Raw genomic sequence first — 19303 nt, forward strand, 5'->3', positions numbered from 1 at the left:
TTACACGCTTAGTTCTATATGACGTTCACAGCGTTTTGTTTATTTAAAACCTTCTTCACGGCACTGACAATATCATTCACTTGTGGGAAATTTGCATCCTCTAATGGCGGGCTAAAAGGTGATACGATATTGAGTCCGGCTACTCGTTCTACCGGGGAATCTAATTCATCAAATAGTTCTTCCATAATCTGAGCGCTTATTTCACCACCGTAACCGCCTCTTTTAACCCCTTCTTCAACTACAACTACATTATGTGTTTTTAAAACCGATTTTTTAATTGCTTCCCAATCAAGTGGAACGATTGTGCGGAGATCTAATACTTCCGCATCAATACCTGACTTTGCTAATTCTTTAGCAGCGTCTAGAGCAAAGTAAACCTGTCTGCTCCATGTAATAATAGTTATATCTTTTCCTTCCTTCTTTACATCTGCTTCACCTAGAGGGATCACATATTCTCCTTCAGGGATTTCTTCCTTTTTAGCATAAAGGAGTTTATGCTCCAGGAATATGACAGGATCATTATCCCTAATGGCGGCTTTAATTAACCCCTTTGCATCCTTTGCTGTTGATGGACAAACTACTTTTAAACCAGGGATGTGTGCAAATAAGGCTTCTAAACACTGTGAGTGCTGTCCAGCATTTCTCCGTCCTGCTCCCATAGGCGCCCTAATCACGAGCGGCATTGTAAGCTGCCCGCCGGTCATATATCTTAATTTTGCGGCTTGGTTCATAACGGGGTCTAAACTAACACTAATAAAATCATTGTACATTAGTTCAACAACCGGTCTGATTCCTCTCATAGCTGCACCTACAGCCATTCCGGTAAATCCTAACTCAGAAATAGGTGTTTCAATTACGCGATCTGAACCGAATTCATCTAAAAAGCCTAATGTCAAAGCAAATGGGCTGCCCATTTTCCCTAAATCTTCACCCACCATAATGACATTTTCATCTCTTACCATTTCTTCATGCATGCCTTCTCTGATGGCAGCACTAACACTTATCTTTTTACTCATCGTACAACACTCCTTTCATTGTCTTGAGAATATACATCTGTTGTTGCTTCACTGAGATCAGGGTATGGAGAATTTTTTGCAAACTGATAGGCGTCTTCAATCTCTTTCTTCATGGCTCCGTCTATTTCTGCTAATTCTGCTTCCGTCACATCCATTTCAAGCAGGTAATCTTTTAATCTCTTAATTGCATCCTTTGTATATGCTTCCTCTATATACTCTTTTGGACGATAGCTTGAAGGATCACCACAATAATGACCTTCATGTCTGAACGTTTCACACTCTACGATGGATGGGCCGTTGCCTGCTCTTGCGTAATCAACAGCTTCCTTGACAGCTTCATACACGGCCAATACATTATTTCCATCCACTGTTTTACCAGGAATATCATAAGCTAAAGCTCTGACAGAAAGATTAGGTGTATTAGTTACTGATTTGATGTCAACAGAAACCCCAAGGCCATTATTTTCGATTAAGTAAACAACAGGAAGCTTCCATGTTGCAGCCATATTAATGGATTCATGAAATGCTCCTGTATTCGCACCAGAGTCACCAAAGAAACATAGTGTCACTTCATCTTTTCCTTTAATTTTGGAAGCTAATGCAGACCCTGTTGCAATTGGGATCCCTGCACCCACAATTCCATTAGCTCCTAAAATACCTAAGTTGACATCCACAATATGCATGGAGCCGCCTTTTCCTTGACAATATCCAGTTGCTTTCCCAAATAATTCAGCCATCGTTTTATCTGTTTTTGCGCCTTTTCCAATACAATGACCGTGTCCTCTATGGGTACTAGTAATAAAATCTCTTTTCTCAAGGGCATAGTTTGCACCAACGGCAGTTGCTTCCTGACCAATACAAAGATGGATATTTCCTGCTAACTCTCCTTTGTTGAAGCATTCACCTGCTTTTGTTTCAAATGTTCTGATCCTTACCATTTCCTCATATAATTTCAACAAAAATTCTTTTGAATACGTATTCTCAGTTTCAATTCTGCTTTTTACATTAACCAATTTCTCTACACCTCTCCGTTACTAATATTTTTATTGGGTAAAACAAAATCGACAAAAAAATGATTCTACCTGGTGGTAATAAGTGTCTTCTAGAACTGGAAACGCTTCCTTTTTTAAAAAAAATAAAAGTCTTTGCTGAAAAATTTTTCTCTTCTTCAACAAATCATCAAACTTATAAAACTAATATGCAAGTATCGTGCCAAAATTTAAAATAATCAATAAATTATAATTTCTTATAAGAACTAAAAGAAAATGCCAAAACATAGTGGTTATATGTTTTGGCATTTATTTGTAAGCACTTCAATAAAGGAACTATAGTCCAAATCGTTTTTTCTTTCGGGCCAAAGTAGTAAGGTCAATTCCTAAAACATCAGCGCAACGCTTCATAGGCTTATACTTAGAAAGATAGAAAGATAGAACCTTTTTTTCATATTCATCCATTATGCTTTTTAGCTCAATGTCAGAAGCATCTTCAACAGAATCTTCCAGCATGATAGGTTCGGTGCTGCTCCTTTTTTGTCGCATATTAGTCGGAATGTGTGTTTCATTAATGATATTTTCATCAGAAATAATCATAAGTCTTTCGACTGTATTTTTTAATTCACGTATATTTCCAGGCCAATCATAAGAAAGAAATGTTTGAATGACAGTCGGCAAGAAGGACTTGTTTATCTGGTGTTTTGCATTAAACATTTTCAGAAAATGCTCAATAAGGATCATGATATCATCAGGTCTTTCCCGGAGAGGCGGTATCGTAATGGACAACACATTTAATCTAAAGTAAAGATCCTGCCTAAACTGTTTTTCTTTAATCATTTTTTCTAAATCCGCATTTGTTGCAGCAATTACCCTAACATCTATTGGTATTTGTTTTGTTCCGCCCACTCTTTGAATTTTCATATCCTGCAAGACGCCAAGTAATTTTACCTGTAGAGAAAAGGGCATTTCCCCAATCTCATCTAAAAAAATGGTCCCCTTATTAGCAATTTCAAATAATCCAGCCTTTCCACTGCGATTCGCACCGGAAAAAGCACCAGATTCATATCCAAAAAGTTCAGATTCCAGTAAATGCTCAGGAATGGCTCCACAGTTGATTTTTACGAAAGGTCCTTTGCTGGTTCGAGTATCAATGGTATGAATGTAATTTGCTAAAACATCTTTTCCAACCCCAGATTCACCTAGGATTAAAATAGGAGTATTCACTTTTGAAAATTTGTGAGCAAGCAGGATAATTTTTTCCATTAATGTACTCTGATAGACTACTTGGCTGCCATTGACATTTTTAAGTTGAATCTCCTGTAAGGTTTGTCTATAAGATTCTGAGAGTGCATAGGTTTCATCTAATTGTTTCTTTAATTTATTAAGCTCTGTGATGTCTCTAATATTCTGAAATGTATAACAAAGTTGTCCATCATTATCAAAAATAGGTGTAGCTGATATTAAGGCTTCCACTCCAGTTGAGTATTTAATGGACTTTGTAATTGTAACCCCTTTGGATATAGCTTCAATTGATGCGGAATCTTCCATCCAGCCATTTTCAATTAATTCTGCGGCGGAATAGTTATCTAACTGCGAAGGCAGTAAGCCTGACATTTGTAAAAAGGATTGGTTATACCATATGGTTTGTCCTTTTGAATTGGTGATCGTTACACCATCAAATGAACTGCCAATAAGTTTGCGAAGTAAAAATTCAGGTTTATCTTTTAATAACTTTTCAAGACGCTCCATCTAACCCCTCCTTCTCAAATAATCAACAATTTTATGGCATTTCTGCCATAATTATAGCAAAAATGCCAATGAAATAATGCAATATTGCTACATTCTATATAATAATTCCGAATCCTTTGTGTTTACCTTGCTGTTTTCTGCTTATCGGGCGTTTGCACTTTTGATACCATGTATTCTTTAGGTATGCTTTTTCTGGCAAAATAATTGGAAATCCACGAACCCGTTGATAGATTAATAATCATATTAATAATTGGGGCAATAGCTGCGAGCTCTCCAATAAATTCAAAGGCTAGAATTGCAGCTAAGGCGGTATTGCATAAACCAACTTGAAATAGTATGGCTCGTGCATCGGCCTCACTGACTAATAATTTTTTCGCGATAAAATAAGAAGCAATCATAGGTAAGACAACTTGAATAAAAATAGCCAAACACAGGATAGGCAGGATAGCCATTTCCTTTTCAATAGCATTCTTTCCGCTGCCGACAATAATGTGGACAGTTAAGAGTAGTGATAGGGAGGATCCAAATTTAGTTGCTGCTTTTGAATGATAGGCTGAATTAGGGAAATTTCTTTGCGTGATAATTCCAGCCGTTAATGGGAGAACCACAATAAGTAAAAAAGACCTCAATAAATCAAAAAAAGAAATGGTTACTATAGTATCTGACATGCCCAAGAACGAAAGTGGTGTAACAATCGGACTTACAACAACATCAATTAAGGACGAAGCGATAACAAGAGAAGTATTACCCCCGGCTAGGAAAGTATAGAGAGTTGCAGCAGTGGCACTTGGTACTGTTCCAGCTAGTATGATCCCCGCCGCTAGTTCTGAATTAGAAGAGAAGAACAAATAGGCAATCCCTATGGAAATAAAAACGGTGATGGTCCATTTAAGCAGCGAAGCGATAAAGAGCTCTCTTTTTTTTTCTCTAATCCCTCTAACGGCATCTATATCCATTGATAACCCTGTAAAAAATATAACAATTCCTAATAAAAGACTGGGAATCCAGGATGGTGCCCGTAAATAAACTGGTGAAAAGTAAGTAATGACAGCAATTAATAGAATTAACAATGGCAGTCTTTTTGACAGAAATTCTGTTAATAATTTCATGAAGTTTCTCCCTTCCCTAATCCTCTATAATTTTTAAAACTATAGAATATGAAAAAAACAAAAAGTAGTTACGAGAATATATTAGCAATGTTCCGAAAAATTTAAAATAACTGAATATCTCCACAAAAAAAGGAAGTTATTTCAAAATAAGTTTCTCAAAGTAAATTATTGGATGGGGAGGCATAAAAATAACCCGTTTTCGAATGAAATTCGTAAGATTTCAGAAGGAGGAAAAAAAACAGAATAATTATTTTAAAAAATTGAACTTTAAAAAATATTTAGAAAAGACAGAAAAATTATTGACTTTATAAATATAGTCTTGTAAAAATGAAACTAAGGTTTCACTTTTTGCAAAAATAGTAAAGATGCAAACAGTAACTTTTTCTGTAAATAAAGGGGGAGTTAAAAGATTGAACAAAAAAATGTAAAAACTGTTGAAAAAACCATGAGAATTTTGGAGGCAATTGCTGAAAAACCCCGGTCTTTTTCTGAACTTATTACTCTATTGAACAGCAATAAAGCAACAATTTACAGGTTTATTACCACATTGGAAGATCAAGGGTATATCCACAAAAATCAAAATGAGCTTTATCAGCTTACATTAAAACTCTATTCATTAGGAAAGAAAGAAATGGAACGGTACAATAACCTGCTAGAGGTTGCCAAACCATTTTTAGTAGAGCTTGTCAATAAAGTAAATGAAACCGTAGTACTTTCGTCCTTTACAAATGACGCTGTACATTTCTTAGATAAAATTGAATGGAATTCAACACTAAGAATTGTGGTGGAGCCAGGGAATTCAGCCCCGTTATATTGTGTAGCAAGCGGTAAATTATACTTATCACATTTTAGTGATGAACAACTAGATGACTATTTTAATAGACAGACGCTTAAACCCTTTACCGTTAATACAATTACAAGTATTGACGAGATGAAGGCTGAAATCACAAAAATTAGAAGTTGTAATTTTGCAATTGATAATCAGGAATGGGAAGAGTATCTACGTGGTATGGCGTTTCCAATTTATGATTATACCAATAAAATGGTAGCTGCATTAAGTATTTCAGGTGTCTCCCATCGTTTTACGTATGAAAAAATATACTCCATTGTTGATGAAGGAACTGAAATTGCGAGCAAAATATCAGGATTACTAGGTTATGTAAAATGTGAATCGGGAGAGGGGTCAAGAAAATGAGAAAAAGTAAGTTATCTTTTATATTTATTGTAAGCGCTATCTTAATGCTGATAATTACGGGGTGTGGCAGCCAGAGCTCTAGTGGTGAAGGCGGTAAATCTGCAGAAGGAAAAAAAATGAATTTAAAAATGTCCGTTACTATATCAGATTCATCTACTTGGTATCAGGCCGCGGAACAATTCGCTAATGAAGTAAAAGACAAAACAAATGACCGAATCAAAATTAAAGTATATCCGAACGAACAGTTATCTGGCGGGGATTCTGGGAAAGCTGTAGAAAGTTTGTCAAAGGGAACAATTGATCTAACATATAACTCAACCATCATTTATTCTATCTTAAACGATAAACTAGGTGTAATAAGTGCACCATTTCTTTTCAAAGATTTAAATGATGTCGATACAAAATTAGCCGGTGAAGGCGGAGAAGCAATTAAGAAAATTATTCGTGATTTTGGTGTTGAGCCATTAGGTTTCGGACAAAACGGTTTTAGACAAGTTACAAATAGTGTGAAAGAAATAAAGTCTCCTAAGGATATAAAAAACTTAAAAATTCGTATCCCCGGAATTAAAATGTATACAGATTTATGGACAATGTATGGTGCCAATCCAACAACAATGACGATGTCTGAAGTTTTCACTGCATTACAACAAGGAACTGTTGATGGGCAGGAGAATCCTATTGATGTAATTTACTCTTCTAAACTTCAAGAAGTTCAGAAGCACCTTACAATGTGGAACTACTCTTACGACCCACTAATTTTAGGTATGAACAAGAAATTATTTGATTCATTAAGTGATGAAGACAAGAAAATCATTCAAACAGCTGCAGATAATGCGAATCAATACCAAATTAAACTTGCCAGAGAAAAAGAAACAAAACAAATCAAAGAATTAGAAGCAGCAGGAATGAAAATTTACACGCCAACAGATGAAGAGAAAGCTTCATTCAAGGAAGTAGCACAGCCAATCTATGACAAATATAAAAATGTATGGGGAGAAGACCTTTTAAATTTATTCTTAGATAAATAGTATCCGTAAATAATAATTAGGGTGTGATATTATGTCCAAATTGCTTTCGATGGTTGAAAATAGCTTAATCATATTTAGTTCAGCCATAATGTGTATCATTACCTTTGCGAATGTAGTATCGAGATACGTAACAGGAAACTCATTTGCATTTACGGAAGAAATAACGATCAATATATTTGTTCTCTTAGTTTTTGCAGGGGCTTCTGTCGGGGTGAAGAATTCAGCTCACCTCGGCTTTACCCTTCTCTTTGATCGTGCCAATCTTCCAGTTAAAAAGATCCTTTGTGTTTTTTCAGGCCTTTTAGTCACAGCAGTATTTATCCTATTTGCTTATTACGGGATAGATATGATCCTGTATCAAATGTCAGTTGCTCAAATGACACCTGCCTTAGGCTGGCACCAATGGATGGTTTCATCAACATTTCCACTAGGCTGTATATTATGCGTAATCCGTTCCATTGAAGTTGCTGTAATCGAATACAAAAATTTACGCTTGGAAAGTGAATGATGTAAATGATAGCTATAATTCTTTTTGGAGTATTTTTTCTTCTATTATTTTTAAGAGTACCTATTGCTATTGCCCTTGGTGCAGCTTCCATTCTCTCATTGATATCATCAATGGGTATAAGTTCACTGGAGTTAATTTCGGATATTATGTATACAAGTGTTGCGAAGTTTACATTGCTCTCCATTCCATTTTTCATTATAGCCGGTGTTATTATGGACTATGCGGGGATCTCAAAGCGTCTGATTAATTTTGCTGATACATTTGTTGGACATAAAAAGCATGGGATGGCGCTTGTAACAGTTATTACTGCACTATTCTTTGCAGCTATATCTGGTTCCGGTCCTGCGACAGTTGCAGCCATTGGCGGTATCCTAATTCCTGCATTGGTGAAGAATGGGTACAAAAAGGAATCTGCGGCTGCATTATTGTCAGGAACGGGCGCCACAGGGATTGTTATTCCACCGAGTATTGCCTTGATTGTATTCGCTGTTGTTGCCGGAGATTCCATTAGTGTTTCCATTGGCAGAATGTTTATTGCCGGAATTATTCCAGGCTTACTCATGGGTGTTGGCTTTTACTTGGCTGCAATCTATGTAAAGAAAAAAGATACGAAGGCAATGATGCTTGAAGCGCAGAAGGCTGGAGTCGAGTTTGAAATTGCTGCAACAAGGGAAGTCGCCACTCCTAAAGAAAAATGGACAGCTTTTACGGGTGCCATTTGGGGTATACTCGTTCCAGTCATCATTTTAGGCGGTATTTACGGGGGAGTCTTTACACCAACGGAATCGGCCGTAGTTGCGGTGTTTTATGGTTTATTTGTCGGGATATTCATTCATAAAGAACTTAAACTTAAAGATATAAAAAGAATATTAGTTGATTCCGGCATACAAACAGCTACTGTTATGCTTATTGTTAGTTCAGCCTCCCTATTTGCGTACGTGATCACGACGGAGGGAATCGCTACTATAATATCAGATGCAGTGCTCGGAATATCAGAGAATAAGTATATAATTCTCATCCTTGTCAATATTATTCTATTGATTGCTGGAATGTTCATGGATGCAGTATCTGCCTACTATATCTTTGTTCCAATTTTATTACCGATTATGATTGCACTAAAAGTAGACCCAACAGTGTTCGGTGTATTTATGACAGTTAACCTTGCAATTGGATTGTTTACTCCACCAGTAGGTGTCAATCTGTATGTTGCATGTGGAATTTCAGATATTTCTCTCAATAAGATTAGTAAAGCGATTGTTCCTTTTGTAGTTGCTTCGATTTTTGTTTTAATACTGATCACTTATATACCAGCTATATCAACATTTTTGCCTAATTTATTAGGTATAAAATAGTGGAGTAGATTTTTTGCAAAATATTATACGGAGGTGCAGTGATTGGTTAATCAAACCGGAGGTGTTATGATGGTAAACCGCCGTTCTCAGTCTGTGTATGATAAAAAAAGAGGCATCATTGTTGGTTGTTTAGCACCAGGTGATGACTTAATTAATGGGATTAAAAAAGTTTGCGAAGAGTATCAAGTGACAGCAGGTACGATGAACTGTATTGGTTCTTTGTCACATGTATCTATCATTCAATTAAATTATGAAGAAGATCATATGCTTTATTCTCCACCTATACATTGGAATACTCCTGTTGAATTGCTATCAGGGCATGGAGTGATCGGTCATGATGAAGATGGTGAATTAGATATTCATCTTCATGGTGTCTTTATTGACCATCGTAAGACGATAAACGGAGGGCATTTCCTAGAAGGAACTAATACTGTGGCAATCACCATTGAATATACCATCTATGTAATAGATGAGGCCCAGCCTGTCAGGAAATATGATGAGGCAATGGGGTTTAAGCTTTTCAATTTCTATAACAAAAGTGACGTTCAATAAAAAGAGGACAATATGACTCTATCAGAATCGAGAAAGGTAGAAAATTTTCCTTGATTCTAGTCAATAAAACTTAGAAAGGAGGGAGTTAATGAGAGGAATGATGAAATGCGTTATAAAAACGAAGCCGGGTCCGAACAATCTTGAATTATGTGAAAGACCTATACCTGAGCCGGGGCCTGGTGAAGTGCTCATTAGGGTACAATTGGCTGCAATATGCGGCACGGATGTCCATATTAAAGATTGGGAGCCCTTTGCTGCAGCAAGGTTAAATCCTCCAGTAATTCTTGGTCATGAATTCTGTGGTGAAATAGTTGAGGTAGGAAATGGTGTTGATTCTACAAGAATTGGTAAGTTTGTATCGGCAGAAAGCCATGTTGTTTGTGGTCATTGCGCTATGTGTAAAGCAGGACTGGCAAATGTGTGCCTTAACACCACTTGTATAGGATTGCATTTTGATGGGGCTTTTGCTGAATATGTTGTGATTCCGGATGAAAACGCCATCATTTGTGATCCCAATCTTCCTGAGGAAGTCAATTCTATTCTTGAGCCATTAGGTGTTGCAGTCCATGCGGCATCTAAGTGTGAACTTGCTGGCAAAACAGTTGCCGTAGTTGGGTGTGGTCCAATCGGTCTTATGGCTGTTGCAGTAGCCAAAAAAATGGGCGCAAGAAAAATAATCGCTGTCGAAACTAATGAATATCGCGCCGATACTGCAATAAAGATGGGCGCAACAATTGCTGTAAATCCCCTTAAAGAGGATACCATTACGAGTGTAAGAAATGCTGCCGAGGGTTTAGGTCCTGAAGTTATCCTTGAGTTTTCGGGCAGTAAGCTAGCAATAATAGACGAAACAAAATACATCAGGAGAGGTGGATCAATTGTTGTGGCTGGTTTGCCTTCTGGCGAAATTGGTCTAAACTTTGAGGATATATTTTACAATGGAGTAAATATGTATGGGATTTCCGGCAGGGAACTTTACCGTACATGGAATATTATGCAGGGACTTTTGGATGCAGGGCTAGATGTTAGGGATTGTATTAGTCATGTGCTACCTATTGCTGATTTTGAAAAGGGTTTTGATTTGATTAAATCAGGAAATGCCTTAAAGGTTCTTCTTAAGCCATAACAAAAATATTAAACCAGTAATTCTATCTGCACAGAGATGTTACAGCAGGAACACTACAAGCTTGAATTGAAGCAAGTTCATTACATACCCTTAATAACCTTTAGGCCTTACGAGATAGACTACTTCCTAAATACGGAAATAGTCTTTTTTTTTATTTTAGAAGTCATATAATCATCAACAAATTACCTTCCCTGTAAGTTGAAATTTGGTTAATCCCATTCCTCCAAGTAAGCCAATGTTTCTCAACCAAAGAAAATAAATAAAATAAAAAAATGCCGAGAAAAAACCTTTCTCGACAATCAAAGGCTGCTAGATTAGCAGCCTTTTTTCTTTATGGCTTCAAAATGACCTTGATACATTCGTCTTCATGGTCATTGAAGATTTTATACGCTTCGCTTGCCTTATCAAGCGGTACACGATGGGTAATGATTTCTGTAGGATCGAGTTGGCCGGATGTGATCATGTCAAACAGCATTGGCATGTAATGAATGACAGGGGCTTGTCCCATTTTTAACTGGATGTTTCTTTCAAATAAATTTCCCAGAGGGAATTGATTATACTTAGAGCCATATACTCCTGTCAGCTGTATGGTGCCAAATTTGCGCACAGCTTTCATGCCAATTCTGATTGCACTTATCGTTCCGCCGGAAAGCTTTATTTTTTGTTCAACTGTTTCTCTAGGTGTTTTTTCTCCATCCATTCCAACACAGTCAATGACCACGTCAGCTCCGCCTTTTGTTAGTTCAGCGATATATGCTCCAGCATCTTCGTAGTCATCAAAATTAATCGTTTCAACATTGTTCATCTTTTTTGCATGGTTCAGGCGGTATGGAAGATTATCGACTGCAATGACTCGGGAAGCGCCTTTCATCCAGGCGAACTTTTGTGCCATTAACCCAATTGGGCCGCAGCCAAGCACGACCACTGTATCGCCGGATTTAACGCCTCCACTCTCGACACTCCAATAAGCAGTAGGGAGAACATCAGATAAGAACAGCACCGCTTCATCTGGCACCTCTGCGGATTCCGGGATCACAAACGGCATGAAATTGCCATAAGGCACGCGGAGCAGTTCGGCTTGGCCGCCTGGATGCCCTCCGTATCTTTCTGTAAACCCAAAATAACCGCCGGTATCGATATGTGGATTTCCATTGGAATGGTCACATTGGCTTTCCATTTGGTTCTGGCAGAAATGGCAATGTCCACAGGAAATATTGAATGGCAGTACCACGCGGTCACCTTTCTTCACTTTTGTTACTTCTGGCCCGACTTCTTCAACAATCCCCATTGGCTCGTGTCCAATGACATAATCTTTTGATGCCGGAAGAGCACCTTTGTAAATATGAAGGTCGGAACCGCAGATTGCCGTTGAGGTAATTCTGACGATTATATCCTCATTCTTTTGAAGGGCAGGATCTGCTACTTCCTTTACTTGGATATCTTTTGCACCTTGAAACGTTACAGCTTTCATACGTTCCCTCCTCTTTAATAAATGCATACATAGGGTCTATACCCAATATTGGTTTTCTCTATTACATTAATTCTTGCCCAAGTTTCGCGATTATGAATGGTTTTTAGCAGTGATTAAGAGTGTTACAGGTCAAGCAGTTGTCATTGATGGCGGTTATACTGCTCAGTAATGGATTTAATTTATTAGTAAAAAACTTAAAGGGTAACATTTTCTTAAATAAGGTACTAAATTTGAGGGTTTTCCATGAGTAGTTTGACGGGACGGATATTGATCGCAGAGTTATTTTATCAAAATGGATAAATTAATATTGAAGGCTTCTCATTAGTTGTCCAAACTTTTGAGAAGCCTCTTTTTCTTTCTATGTAGTTAGATTAGATTGGAATTTTCTCATAAGCCATCTTCATTATTACATTTTTATGTTGAGGATAGTTTAGCAAAAGTTCGTTTTGTGTGAATAATTCAAAGTCCTTATATTCAAAACCTGGCGAAACCATACATCCAACTAAAGAGAATGTATCCTTATCCATTACAGATGATCCAAAGATCGTATTTTTTGGAACTAACGCCTGTGGGACTTCTCCTTTATCCACATTTAATCCTAATTTAATTTCTTTATAATCCCCATTTTCATTAATCATATGAATCGTTAGAGGACTTCCCGCATGATAATACCATAATTCATCAGATTTCAAACGATGAAAATGGGAAATGGTATTTGAGTTTAACAGAAAGTAAATACTCGTAAACAGCTTGCGCTTCCCTTCAAAATCCATGGTTAATTCTTGATCAGAAGTCATTTCGGTAGAGTGGAAAGTTTCTTTAAAATATCCACCCTCTGGATGTGGAGTTAGTCCAAGTTTTGATATAAAAAATTGTGGATCATGACTATTCAAAGCTAAATACCTCCGATTCTTTAGTAAGATATTTTTTAGGATACCAAAAAAATTATTCTACACTTCTTTGCTATTCCTGTTTCTTAAGTATAACTCCCTTATTGTACAAATAAATGAAGGAGGTTAAAAATTTTTAGGATGTGAAGGACAGTAATGGAGGAGAACATAAAACAAAACACATAGCGGATGCAAATTGCAGCTTCTCACCAGTATTAAACTTGTGGGAAGCTTTTTTGTTTTGTATCGCTTGGCGATATAACTTGCAAATAAATCTAAAAACCTTATATTTAATAGGAAGGGGGGGTCGATATGCGACCTGATATACAACCGAATGAACGAGCTTTTTCTTCCAAAGAAGTGGCAGAAGAAATAGGTATTGCAACTCCCACTGTTCGAAAGTATGGCCAGATCTTAGAGCGGAGTGGGTATGTGTTTTTGAAAGATGGCGACCGTCGTATCTTTGTTCAATCTGACATCGGAGCGCTTATAGCGTTACGCGATACGGACAAGCCTTTAGACGATACAGCTAAAGACCTTGTGAATCAACAAAAAGAAAGATTAGAAGGATCCAATGAAATAGAGATTGCGATAACCGATACATATGAAAATTTACCTCATGACCCTAATCAATTAAAAGAGTTCTTTACATTTTTAGTCAATGAACTCGCAGCCACACGGGAAATGAATGTCCAACTGAAAAACGATATGTCAGAGCTTAAAACAAAGGTTTCCCGACTCCAGCAAGATCATCATGTTATAAGTTCTACTATTGGAAATTCAGCGCAAAAAACAAATACTAAAATTGAAAAATTAACTGAACAGCAAAATAGCCAATATGAAACATTGCTGCAGCAAGAAAAACAAAGAAGTGAACTCTTACAAAAAGAGATACAAAATTTACGGGACGAACAGAAAAAAGAGTGGAGTTCACAAAATGATGTTAATAAACGTTTAGAAGAGGCGATACAAAAACCCAAAGGAAAATGGGGAGGGATTTTCTCCATATTTCGAAAATAAGGTATGACGCTAGGGACAATCCGTGTATCTTGGTTCATTCCGACCTTATAGCGACCATATCGTTACCCGATATGGTCAAGAACATAGACGATACAGCTAAGGAGCTTGTATCAACCAAAAGAAAGATTGAAGCAACCAATAAAGCGGATAGCGATACCCGATACATTTGTAAATCTACCCCTCGACCCAATCAGCTAAAAGAAATGATAATATTTCAAATTTCAACAAATTCCCGGGAAATATCTACAAATTATGAGTGATATCGATGAGAATTTAATATAGAAATCTAGAACAAATGTAAATCGAATATTATAAAGGTAAGAAACATGTGTTTAGTTTAATAGAAGGCGGGTATATAAGGAGTGTAGTACAATTCTAGTAAAATATGGAGGGATTTTTAAATGGCTATGGACAATAAGAACAATCGCAGTGACAACAACAATGGTAACATGACTGTCGAAGAAGCAGGACGCAAAGGCGGCGAAGCAACAGCAAAAAACCATGACAGAGAGTTCTATGAGGAAATCGGCCGTAAAGGCGGCGAAGCCACATCTAAAAATCATGACAGGGAATTTTACGAAGAAATTGGACAAAAGGGTGGCGAAGCACGTGCCAACCAAAGGAACAACGATAGGAACAACGATTAAGTAGGTAAGTAGGAATCATCGAAATGAATTCGAGAGATGATCCAAATTGTAGCAAGTCAGTCTAAAAGGTTTATAAAGATAGTAAGAAGCTGGTGAAAAACAATTTGTTTTTCGCCAGCTTCTTTTTGGTTTTATTGCTTTCACGGATAAAAGTCGTTCTCTGTTTAACAGAGAACGACTTTTTTTATGGGTAATGTTTGAAATTTATATATTACCTGTTGAACTGGAATTTATTTTGATATATATTCATATAATTGAGGGAAACCTCATCTGTTATATTTTGTAAATATGATTACTCCATAAGAAAAAATGTGAAAGTAAGGGTAAAAATGAACGGAAAAAATAGAATAAAGTGGATTGAAGAATTAGTACAGTCCACTATAAGAACTGTTGGAATAGATCTTGAATTGAAGCATGAACTAACTGGGGTAAATATGAGTTATAATTTTATCCTTGATTATATAGGTTACGATGTTGAACGAATAGAAGAAGCAATAAGGGAAATGCGGGGTCAAGTTTCACTCGAATCGTATGTTAAAGCTCTTACACTGCATGAATTAGGGCATTCGTTGGACCGAAAGGCTTTATTGGATTCACTGACAAAAACCCTGGAATTTTACGAGATGAAGAAAAACCATACACTATACGAACAATACAGTAATGGCAATCTTCTTGGCATGCTAATCGAGGAGCATAAGATGAATATAGAGTTTGAAGAAACGGCTTGGGCGAATGCTGAAAAGTTGAATAGGGAATACGGGATTGTCGATATGGAAGCCTTTGAAATAGTAAAGGGTCAAGGAATGGCAACTTATTTAAATTTATATGCAGAAGATTTACAGTTATATAACAAGCTCGTGTCGGAGCATTCCGAACAAATTGCCTAATAACTTTACGGTGCAATCTGGATCATACTCACGTAAATAATTTATACAAATAGAAAAAACCATTTCCTATATAAATTTAGGGAGTGGTTTTTTGTTTTGCTGAACTTGTCACAAGTATTTTTTGATTTAAGTGAAAAAAAGGGTATAATAATTATTTATTAAAAGAAAGAAATGGAGTAAATCTAATGGTCCAATCAATCAATACAAAAGTCGATTTAGTTATTGATGCAACCTTACATGCAGGAATGACGGATTATGGTAAAATCATGATCGGTGACAAGGGATTTGAATTCTTTCATGATCGGGATACTCGTAAGTTTATTCAAATACCTTGGGAAGAAGTGGATTACGTGATTGCTTCGGTCATGTTCAAAGGGAAATGGATTCCACGTTATGCCATCCGAACTAAGCGAAATGGGACGTATTCATTTTCTTCTAAAGAGCAGAAAAAAGTATTAAGGGCAATTCGTGAATACGTTGATCCGAATAATATGGTCCAATCATTAAGTTTCTTTGATGTTATCAAACGCGGTTTGAAGAGTAAATTTAAAAAGTAATAGTTTTACCATACAAGACAGGTTGGAACTTGTCTTTTTTTGTTGGGACATTGAGAAGATGGCGGAACCAGAAAAAAAATAAATTCTCTCTTGAAAGAGGAATATCTGGTGTGCTATAATTCCTCATGGAAGCTCATTAAAGTGTTGCAGCAAATATTAAAAAGAATGTATTTGATGTAGAAGCTGTTTTTTTAACACTTCATTTACAGCGTTTACAAAATAAATTTATATAGCCATTATTTTTTACGTGTTACTGATTCGATCAGGCATGAGTGAAAAGTATTGATTGAAATGAAGGAAAAGGGGTAATCTATACCCAAACCTTCATTCAGTCGACTTTTTGCTCATGCCTTTTTTATTGTTTTTGTTGAAACTGTAACCGCTTTAGATGAGCAGAAAAATACTTTAAGAGTTACCATGCTTTTTAAGCTATATCAATAATAATAGGAGGTAAAAAGATGGTAGGAATTATCATTGCTAGTCATGGTGAATTTGCCAATGGTATCTTGCAATCTGGAGAGATGATCTTTGGAAAACAAGAAAATGTAAAAGCTGTTACATTGATGCCTAGCGAAGGACCTGATGATGTAAAGGCAAAAATGCAGGAAGCAATCGCCTCTTTCGATAACCAAGACGAAGTATTATTCTTAGTCGATCTTTGGGGTGGAACTCCTTTCAACCAAGCCAACAGCTTGTTTGAGGGACACCAAGACAAATGGGCAATCGTTGCTGGTATGAACTTACCAATGTTGATTGAAGCTTTTGCATCGCGCTTCTCAATGAACACAGCGCATGAAATTGCCGTAAATATTTTAGCCCCAGCTAAAGAAGGGGTTAGAGTAAGACCAGAAGGATTAGAACCAGCACCAGCAACATCAGCTGCTGCACCTGCAGCTCAATCATCAAATGCAGGCGCCCCTGGTAGTTTTGAATACGTGTTGGCACGCATCGACTCTCGTTTGCTTCACGGACAAGTAGCGACTGCTTGGACGAAAACTACTCAGCCTACACGGATCATTGTTGTATCTGATGCGGTAGCTAAGGATGATCTTCGTAAGAAATTAATCCAACAGGCTGCTCCTCCAGGTGTAAAGGCACACGTTGTTCCTGTCAAGAAAATGATTGAACTTGCAAAAGATGATCAACACTTCGGCGGCCAGCGCGCGTTGCTTCTTTTCGAAAATCCGCAAGATGCCCTTAGAGCGGTTGAAGGCGGCGTTCCATTGAAGACGATTAACGTTGGTTCGATGGCACACTCACCTGGTAAAGTTCAGCCGAATAAAGTGTTAGCCTTCAGCCAAGCTGATCTTGATACTTTTAAAAAGTTAAAAGAACTTGGTTTGAACTTCGATGTACGTAAAGTTCCGAACGATTCAAAAGGTGACATGAATGAAATTATCAAGAGGGCTCAAGAAGAGTTAAACAAACAAAAATAAATCCAGAGGAAACGGAGGATTAATAAACATGGATTTGAATGTGATACAAATAATATTAGTCATTATCGTAGCATTTTTAGCCGGTATGGAAGGGATCTTGGATGAATTCCAATTCCACCAGCCACTTGTTGCTTGTACGTTAATTGGCTTAGTTACAGGGAATTTAGTACCATGTCTTATCTTAGGTGGTACTCTTCAATTGATCGCTTTAGGTTGGGCAAACATCGGTGCTGCCGTAGCACCTGATGCTGCGTTAGCTTCAGTTGCATCTGCTATTATTTTAGTTTTAGGTGGACAAGGTAAAGCTGGTGTTGCTTCTGCAATTGCGATTGCGGTTCCACTTGCAGTTGCTGGCCTTTTATTAACTATCATCGTTCGTACGCTTGCAACAGCAATCGTGCACTTTATGGATGCTGCAGCTCAAGAAGGAAACATCAGAAAAGTTGAGTTTTGGCAAGTCGTTGCGATCTGCATGCAGGGATTACGTATTGCCATTCCAGCTGCATTAATTGTAGCTATTGGGGCAGCTCCGGTTAGAGACTTACTTGTCTCTATGCCAGCTTGGTTGACAGACGGTTTAGCAATCGGTGGGGGAATGGTCGTAGCCGTTGGTTATGCAATGGTTATTAACATGATGGCTACAAAAGAAGTCTGGCCATTCTTCGCCATTGGTTTCGTTTTAGCGACTATTTCACAAATCACACTTATCGGTCTAGGTGCTATCGGTGTGGCACTTGCACTTATCTATTTAGCGCTTTCTAAACAAGGCGGTTCCGGTAATGGCGGAAACGGTAATACTGGAGACCCACTAGGCGCCATTATTGATAATTACTAAGAAGGAGGGACAAAAAATGGCACAAGATTTGAGATTATCCAAAAAAGATCGTATTTCTGTTTGGTGGCGTTCCACTTTCATTCAAGGTTCTTGGAACTATGAACGTATGCAAAATGGCGGCTGGGCATATACAATGATTCCCGCAATCAAACGATTATATAAGACTAAAGAAGATCGTGCTGCCGCACTAAAACGTCATCTAGAGTTCTTTAATACTCACCCATATGTAGCTTCACCTATTATTGGTGTTACTTTAGCGCTTGAGGAAGAACGTGCAAATGGTGCGCCAGTTGACGACACAGCCATTCAAGGGGTTAAAGTCGGGATGATGGGGCCTTTAGCAGGTATTGGGGATCCAGTTTTCTGGTTCACGGTTAGACCAATCCTTGGTGCGTTAGGTGCTTCTCTTGCTTTGACTGGTAACATCCTTGGACCGATTATTTTCTTCGTTTTATGGAATCTCATTCGTATGGGCTTCACGTGGTACACACAAGAATTTGGTTACAAAGCTGGTTCTAAAATTACCGACGACTTATCTGGAGGATTACTCCAAGATATTACAAAAGGTGCATCCATCTTGGGTATGTTCATCCTTGGTTCATTAGTTAACCGCTGGGTATCAGTAAGATTTGCGCCGGTGGTATCTGAAGTTAAACTTTCCAAAGGTGCTTATATCGACTGGGATAAGTTACCTGCTGGAGCGGAAGGGATTAAAACTGCCTTACAACAGCAAGCTGCGGGTCTTTCATTAGAACCTGTTAAAGTAACTACTTTACAAAACAACTTGGACAGCTTAATTCCTGGTTTAGCAGGACTCTTAATCACATTCCTTTGCATGTGGCTGCTTAAGAAGAAAGTTTCTCCAATCATTATGATTCTTGGATTGTTCGTGGTCGGTATTGTCTTCCACTTAATCCACTTGATGTAATATTT

General features: G+C 37.5%; 19 protein-coding genes and 2 pseudogenes. 15 read left to right on the forward strand and 6 right to left on the reverse strand.

Going from position 1 to position 19303, the window contains the following annotated elements; genetic code table 11:
* Positions 1-14: 14 nt before the first annotated feature.
* From AC4E8C_RS01660 to AC4E8C_RS01675, 4 genes are all read right to left on the reverse strand, one after another.
* Positions 15-1016 carry an alpha-ketoacid dehydrogenase subunit beta gene (locus AC4E8C_RS01660; RefSeq protein WP_490209755.1) on the reverse strand — a complete coding sequence of 334 codons (1002 nt, stop codon included), beginning with the start codon at positions 1014-1016 and terminating at the stop codon, positions 15-17.
* The gene (locus AC4E8C_RS01665) at positions 1013-2029 is read right to left on the reverse strand and encodes a thiamine pyrophosphate-dependent dehydrogenase E1 component subunit alpha (RefSeq protein WP_490209756.1); all 1017 of its coding nucleotides are present in this window, start codon (positions 2027-2029) and stop codon (positions 1013-1015) included. The genes AC4E8C_RS01660 and AC4E8C_RS01665 overlap by 4 nt, the downstream gene beginning before the upstream one ends.
* A 312-nt stretch (positions 2030-2341) precedes the next feature.
* Positions 2342-3757: a sigma-54 interaction domain-containing protein gene (locus AC4E8C_RS01670; protein ID WP_490209758.1), complete on the reverse strand. Its 1416-nt coding sequence runs from the start codon at positions 3755-3757 to the stop codon at positions 2342-2344.
* A gap of 122 nt (positions 3758-3879) precedes the next feature.
* Positions 3880-4866: a bile acid:sodium symporter family protein gene (locus tag AC4E8C_RS01675; RefSeq protein WP_490209760.1), complete on the reverse strand. Its 987-nt coding sequence runs from the start codon at positions 4864-4866 to the stop codon at positions 3880-3882.
* 409 nt (positions 4867-5275) lie between these two features.
* Here AC4E8C_RS01675 and AC4E8C_RS01680 point away from each other — a divergent pair, with 409 nt between their 5' ends.
* The 6 genes from AC4E8C_RS01680 to tdh all read left to right on the forward strand — a co-directional run bounded on the left by AC4E8C_RS01680 (position 5276) and on the right by tdh (position 10627).
* On the forward strand, positions 5276-6061 hold the full coding sequence (locus AC4E8C_RS01680) for an IclR family transcriptional regulator (RefSeq protein ID WP_490212432.1): 786 nt from the start codon (positions 5276-5278) through the stop codon (positions 6059-6061).
* Positions 6058-7089 carry a DctP family TRAP transporter solute-binding subunit gene (locus AC4E8C_RS01685; RefSeq protein WP_490209761.1) on the forward strand — a complete coding sequence of 344 codons (1032 nt, stop codon included), beginning with the start codon at positions 6058-6060 and terminating at the stop codon, positions 7087-7089. Before AC4E8C_RS01680 ends, AC4E8C_RS01685 begins: the two co-directional genes overlap by 4 nt.
* 31 nt (positions 7090-7120) lie before the next feature.
* Positions 7121-7597 carry a TRAP transporter small permease gene (locus AC4E8C_RS01690; RefSeq protein WP_490209763.1) on the forward strand — a complete coding sequence of 159 codons (477 nt, stop codon included), beginning with the start codon at positions 7121-7123 and terminating at the stop codon, positions 7595-7597.
* A 5-nt stretch (positions 7598-7602) separates the two neighbouring features.
* Positions 7603-8949 carry a TRAP transporter large permease gene (locus tag AC4E8C_RS01695; protein ID WP_490209764.1) on the forward strand — a complete coding sequence of 449 codons (1347 nt, stop codon included), beginning with the start codon at positions 7603-7605 and terminating at the stop codon, positions 8947-8949.
* A gap of 42 nt (positions 8950-8991) precedes the next feature.
* Positions 8992-9501, forward strand: coding sequence for a PPC domain-containing DNA-binding protein (locus AC4E8C_RS01700; protein WP_490209766.1), 510 nt, complete (start codon positions 8992-8994; stop codon positions 9499-9501).
* An 88-nt stretch (positions 9502-9589) separates the two neighbouring features.
* Positions 9590-10627: an L-threonine 3-dehydrogenase gene (gene tdh / locus AC4E8C_RS01705; protein WP_490209767.1), complete on the forward strand. Its 1038-nt coding sequence runs from the start codon at positions 9590-9592 to the stop codon at positions 10625-10627.
* A gap of 331 nt (positions 10628-10958) precedes the next feature.
* On the opposite strand, the gene AC4E8C_RS01710 is transcribed toward tdh, so the two are convergent.
* Complete coding sequence (locus AC4E8C_RS01710) at positions 10959-12098, reverse strand: zinc-dependent alcohol dehydrogenase (protein WP_490209768.1); 1140 nt, start codon at positions 12096-12098, stop codon at positions 10959-10961.
* 88 nt (positions 12099-12186) lie between these two features.
* Between AC4E8C_RS01710 and AC4E8C_RS01715 the strand changes: the two are divergent.
* A pseudogene (locus tag AC4E8C_RS01715) lies at positions 12187-12267 on the forward strand (3-hydroxybutyrate dehydrogenase); the annotation flags it as partial.
* Between the two features lie 202 nt (positions 12268-12469).
* Here the strand turns inward: AC4E8C_RS01715 and AC4E8C_RS01720 are convergent.
* Complete coding sequence (locus tag AC4E8C_RS01720; RefSeq protein ID WP_490209770.1) at positions 12470-12991, reverse strand: cupin domain-containing protein; 522 nt, start codon at positions 12989-12991, stop codon at positions 12470-12472.
* Between the two features lie 309 nt (positions 12992-13300).
* Between AC4E8C_RS01720 and AC4E8C_RS01725 the strand changes: the two genes are divergently transcribed.
* The 8 genes and pseudogenes from AC4E8C_RS01725 (at position 13301) to AC4E8C_RS01760 (ending at position 19298) form a co-directional block, all read left to right on the forward strand.
* Positions 13301-14008 (forward strand): SH3 domain-containing protein, encoded by a 708-nt coding sequence (locus tag AC4E8C_RS01725; RefSeq protein ID WP_490209771.1) that lies wholly within the window; start codon positions 13301-13303, stop codon positions 14006-14008.
* 401 nt (positions 14009-14409) lie between these two features.
* The gene (locus AC4E8C_RS01730) at positions 14410-14655 is read left to right on the forward strand and encodes a con-10 family general stress protein (RefSeq protein WP_490209773.1); all 246 of its coding nucleotides are present in this window, start codon (positions 14410-14412) and stop codon (positions 14653-14655) included.
* 329 nt (positions 14656-14984) lie between these two features.
* Positions 14985-15542: an integrase gene (locus tag AC4E8C_RS01735; protein ID WP_490209775.1), complete on the forward strand. Its 558-nt coding sequence runs from the start codon at positions 14985-14987 to the stop codon at positions 15540-15542.
* A 185-nt stretch (positions 15543-15727) separates the two neighbouring features.
* Complete coding sequence (locus AC4E8C_RS01740) at positions 15728-16099, forward strand: DUF956 family protein (protein WP_490209776.1); 372 nt, start codon at positions 15728-15730, stop codon at positions 16097-16099.
* A gap of 72 nt (positions 16100-16171) precedes the next feature.
* Positions 16172-16332, forward strand: a pseudogene (locus tag AC4E8C_RS01745) (PRD domain-containing protein); the annotation flags it as partial.
* A 225-nt stretch (positions 16333-16557) separates the two neighbouring features.
* On the forward strand, positions 16558-17535 hold the full coding sequence (locus AC4E8C_RS01750) for a mannose/fructose/sorbose PTS transporter subunit IIA (protein ID WP_490209777.1): 978 nt from the start codon (positions 16558-16560) through the stop codon (positions 17533-17535).
* Positions 17536-17563: 28 nt separating this feature from the next.
* Positions 17564-18370, forward strand: a complete 807-nt coding sequence (locus AC4E8C_RS01755; RefSeq protein ID WP_490209778.1) for a PTS mannose/fructose/sorbose transporter subunit IIC — start codon at positions 17564-17566, stop codon at positions 18368-18370.
* A 16-nt stretch (positions 18371-18386) separates the two neighbouring features.
* Complete coding sequence (locus AC4E8C_RS01760; protein WP_490209780.1) at positions 18387-19298, forward strand: PTS system mannose/fructose/sorbose family transporter subunit IID; 912 nt, start codon at positions 18387-18389, stop codon at positions 19296-19298.
* Positions 19299-19303 lie beyond the last annotated feature (5 nt).

The organism is Neobacillus sp. SRL179 (assembly GCF_984799095.1).

Coding starts and splice junctions, on each gene's coding strand:
- AC4E8C_RS01660 (WP_490209755.1), bottom strand. CDS start 1,016: ATGAGTAAAAAGATAAGTGTTAGTGCTGCCATCAGAGAAGGCATGCAT.
- AC4E8C_RS01670 (WP_490209758.1), bottom strand. CDS start 3,757: ATGGAGCGTCTTGAAAAGTTATTAAAAGATAAACCTGAATTTTTACTT.
- AC4E8C_RS01675 (WP_490209760.1), bottom strand. CDS start 4,866: ATGAAATTATTAACAGAATTTCTGTCAAAAAGACTGCCATTGTTAATT.
- AC4E8C_RS01685 (WP_490209761.1), top strand. CDS start 6,058: ATGAGAAAAAGTAAGTTATCTTTTATATTTATTGTAAGCGCTATCTTA.
- AC4E8C_RS01690 (WP_490209763.1), top strand. CDS start 7,121: ATGTCCAAATTGCTTTCGATGGTTGAAAATAGCTTAATCATATTTAGT.
- AC4E8C_RS01695 (WP_490209764.1), top strand. CDS start 7,603: ATGATAGCTATAATTCTTTTTGGAGTATTTTTTCTTCTATTATTTTTA.
- tdh (WP_490209767.1), top strand. CDS start 9,590: ATGAGAGGAATGATGAAATGCGTTATAAAAACGAAGCCGGGTCCGAAC.
- AC4E8C_RS01710 (WP_490209768.1), bottom strand. CDS start 12,098: ATGAAAGCTGTAACGTTTCAAGGTGCAAAAGATATCCAAGTAAAGGAA.
- AC4E8C_RS01725 (WP_490209771.1), top strand. CDS start 13,301: ATGCGACCTGATATACAACCGAATGAACGAGCTTTTTCTTCCAAAGAA.
- AC4E8C_RS01730 (WP_490209773.1), top strand. CDS start 14,410: ATGGCTATGGACAATAAGAACAATCGCAGTGACAACAACAATGGTAAC.
- AC4E8C_RS01735 (WP_490209775.1), top strand. CDS start 14,985: ATGAACGGAAAAAATAGAATAAAGTGGATTGAAGAATTAGTACAGTCC.
- AC4E8C_RS01740 (WP_490209776.1), top strand. CDS start 15,728: ATGGTCCAATCAATCAATACAAAAGTCGATTTAGTTATTGATGCAACC.
- AC4E8C_RS01750 (WP_490209777.1), top strand. CDS start 16,558: ATGGTAGGAATTATCATTGCTAGTCATGGTGAATTTGCCAATGGTATC.
- AC4E8C_RS01755 (WP_490209778.1), top strand. CDS start 17,564: ATGGATTTGAATGTGATACAAATAATATTAGTCATTATCGTAGCATTT.
- AC4E8C_RS01760 (WP_490209780.1), top strand. CDS start 18,387: ATGGCACAAGATTTGAGATTATCCAAAAAAGATCGTATTTCTGTTTGG.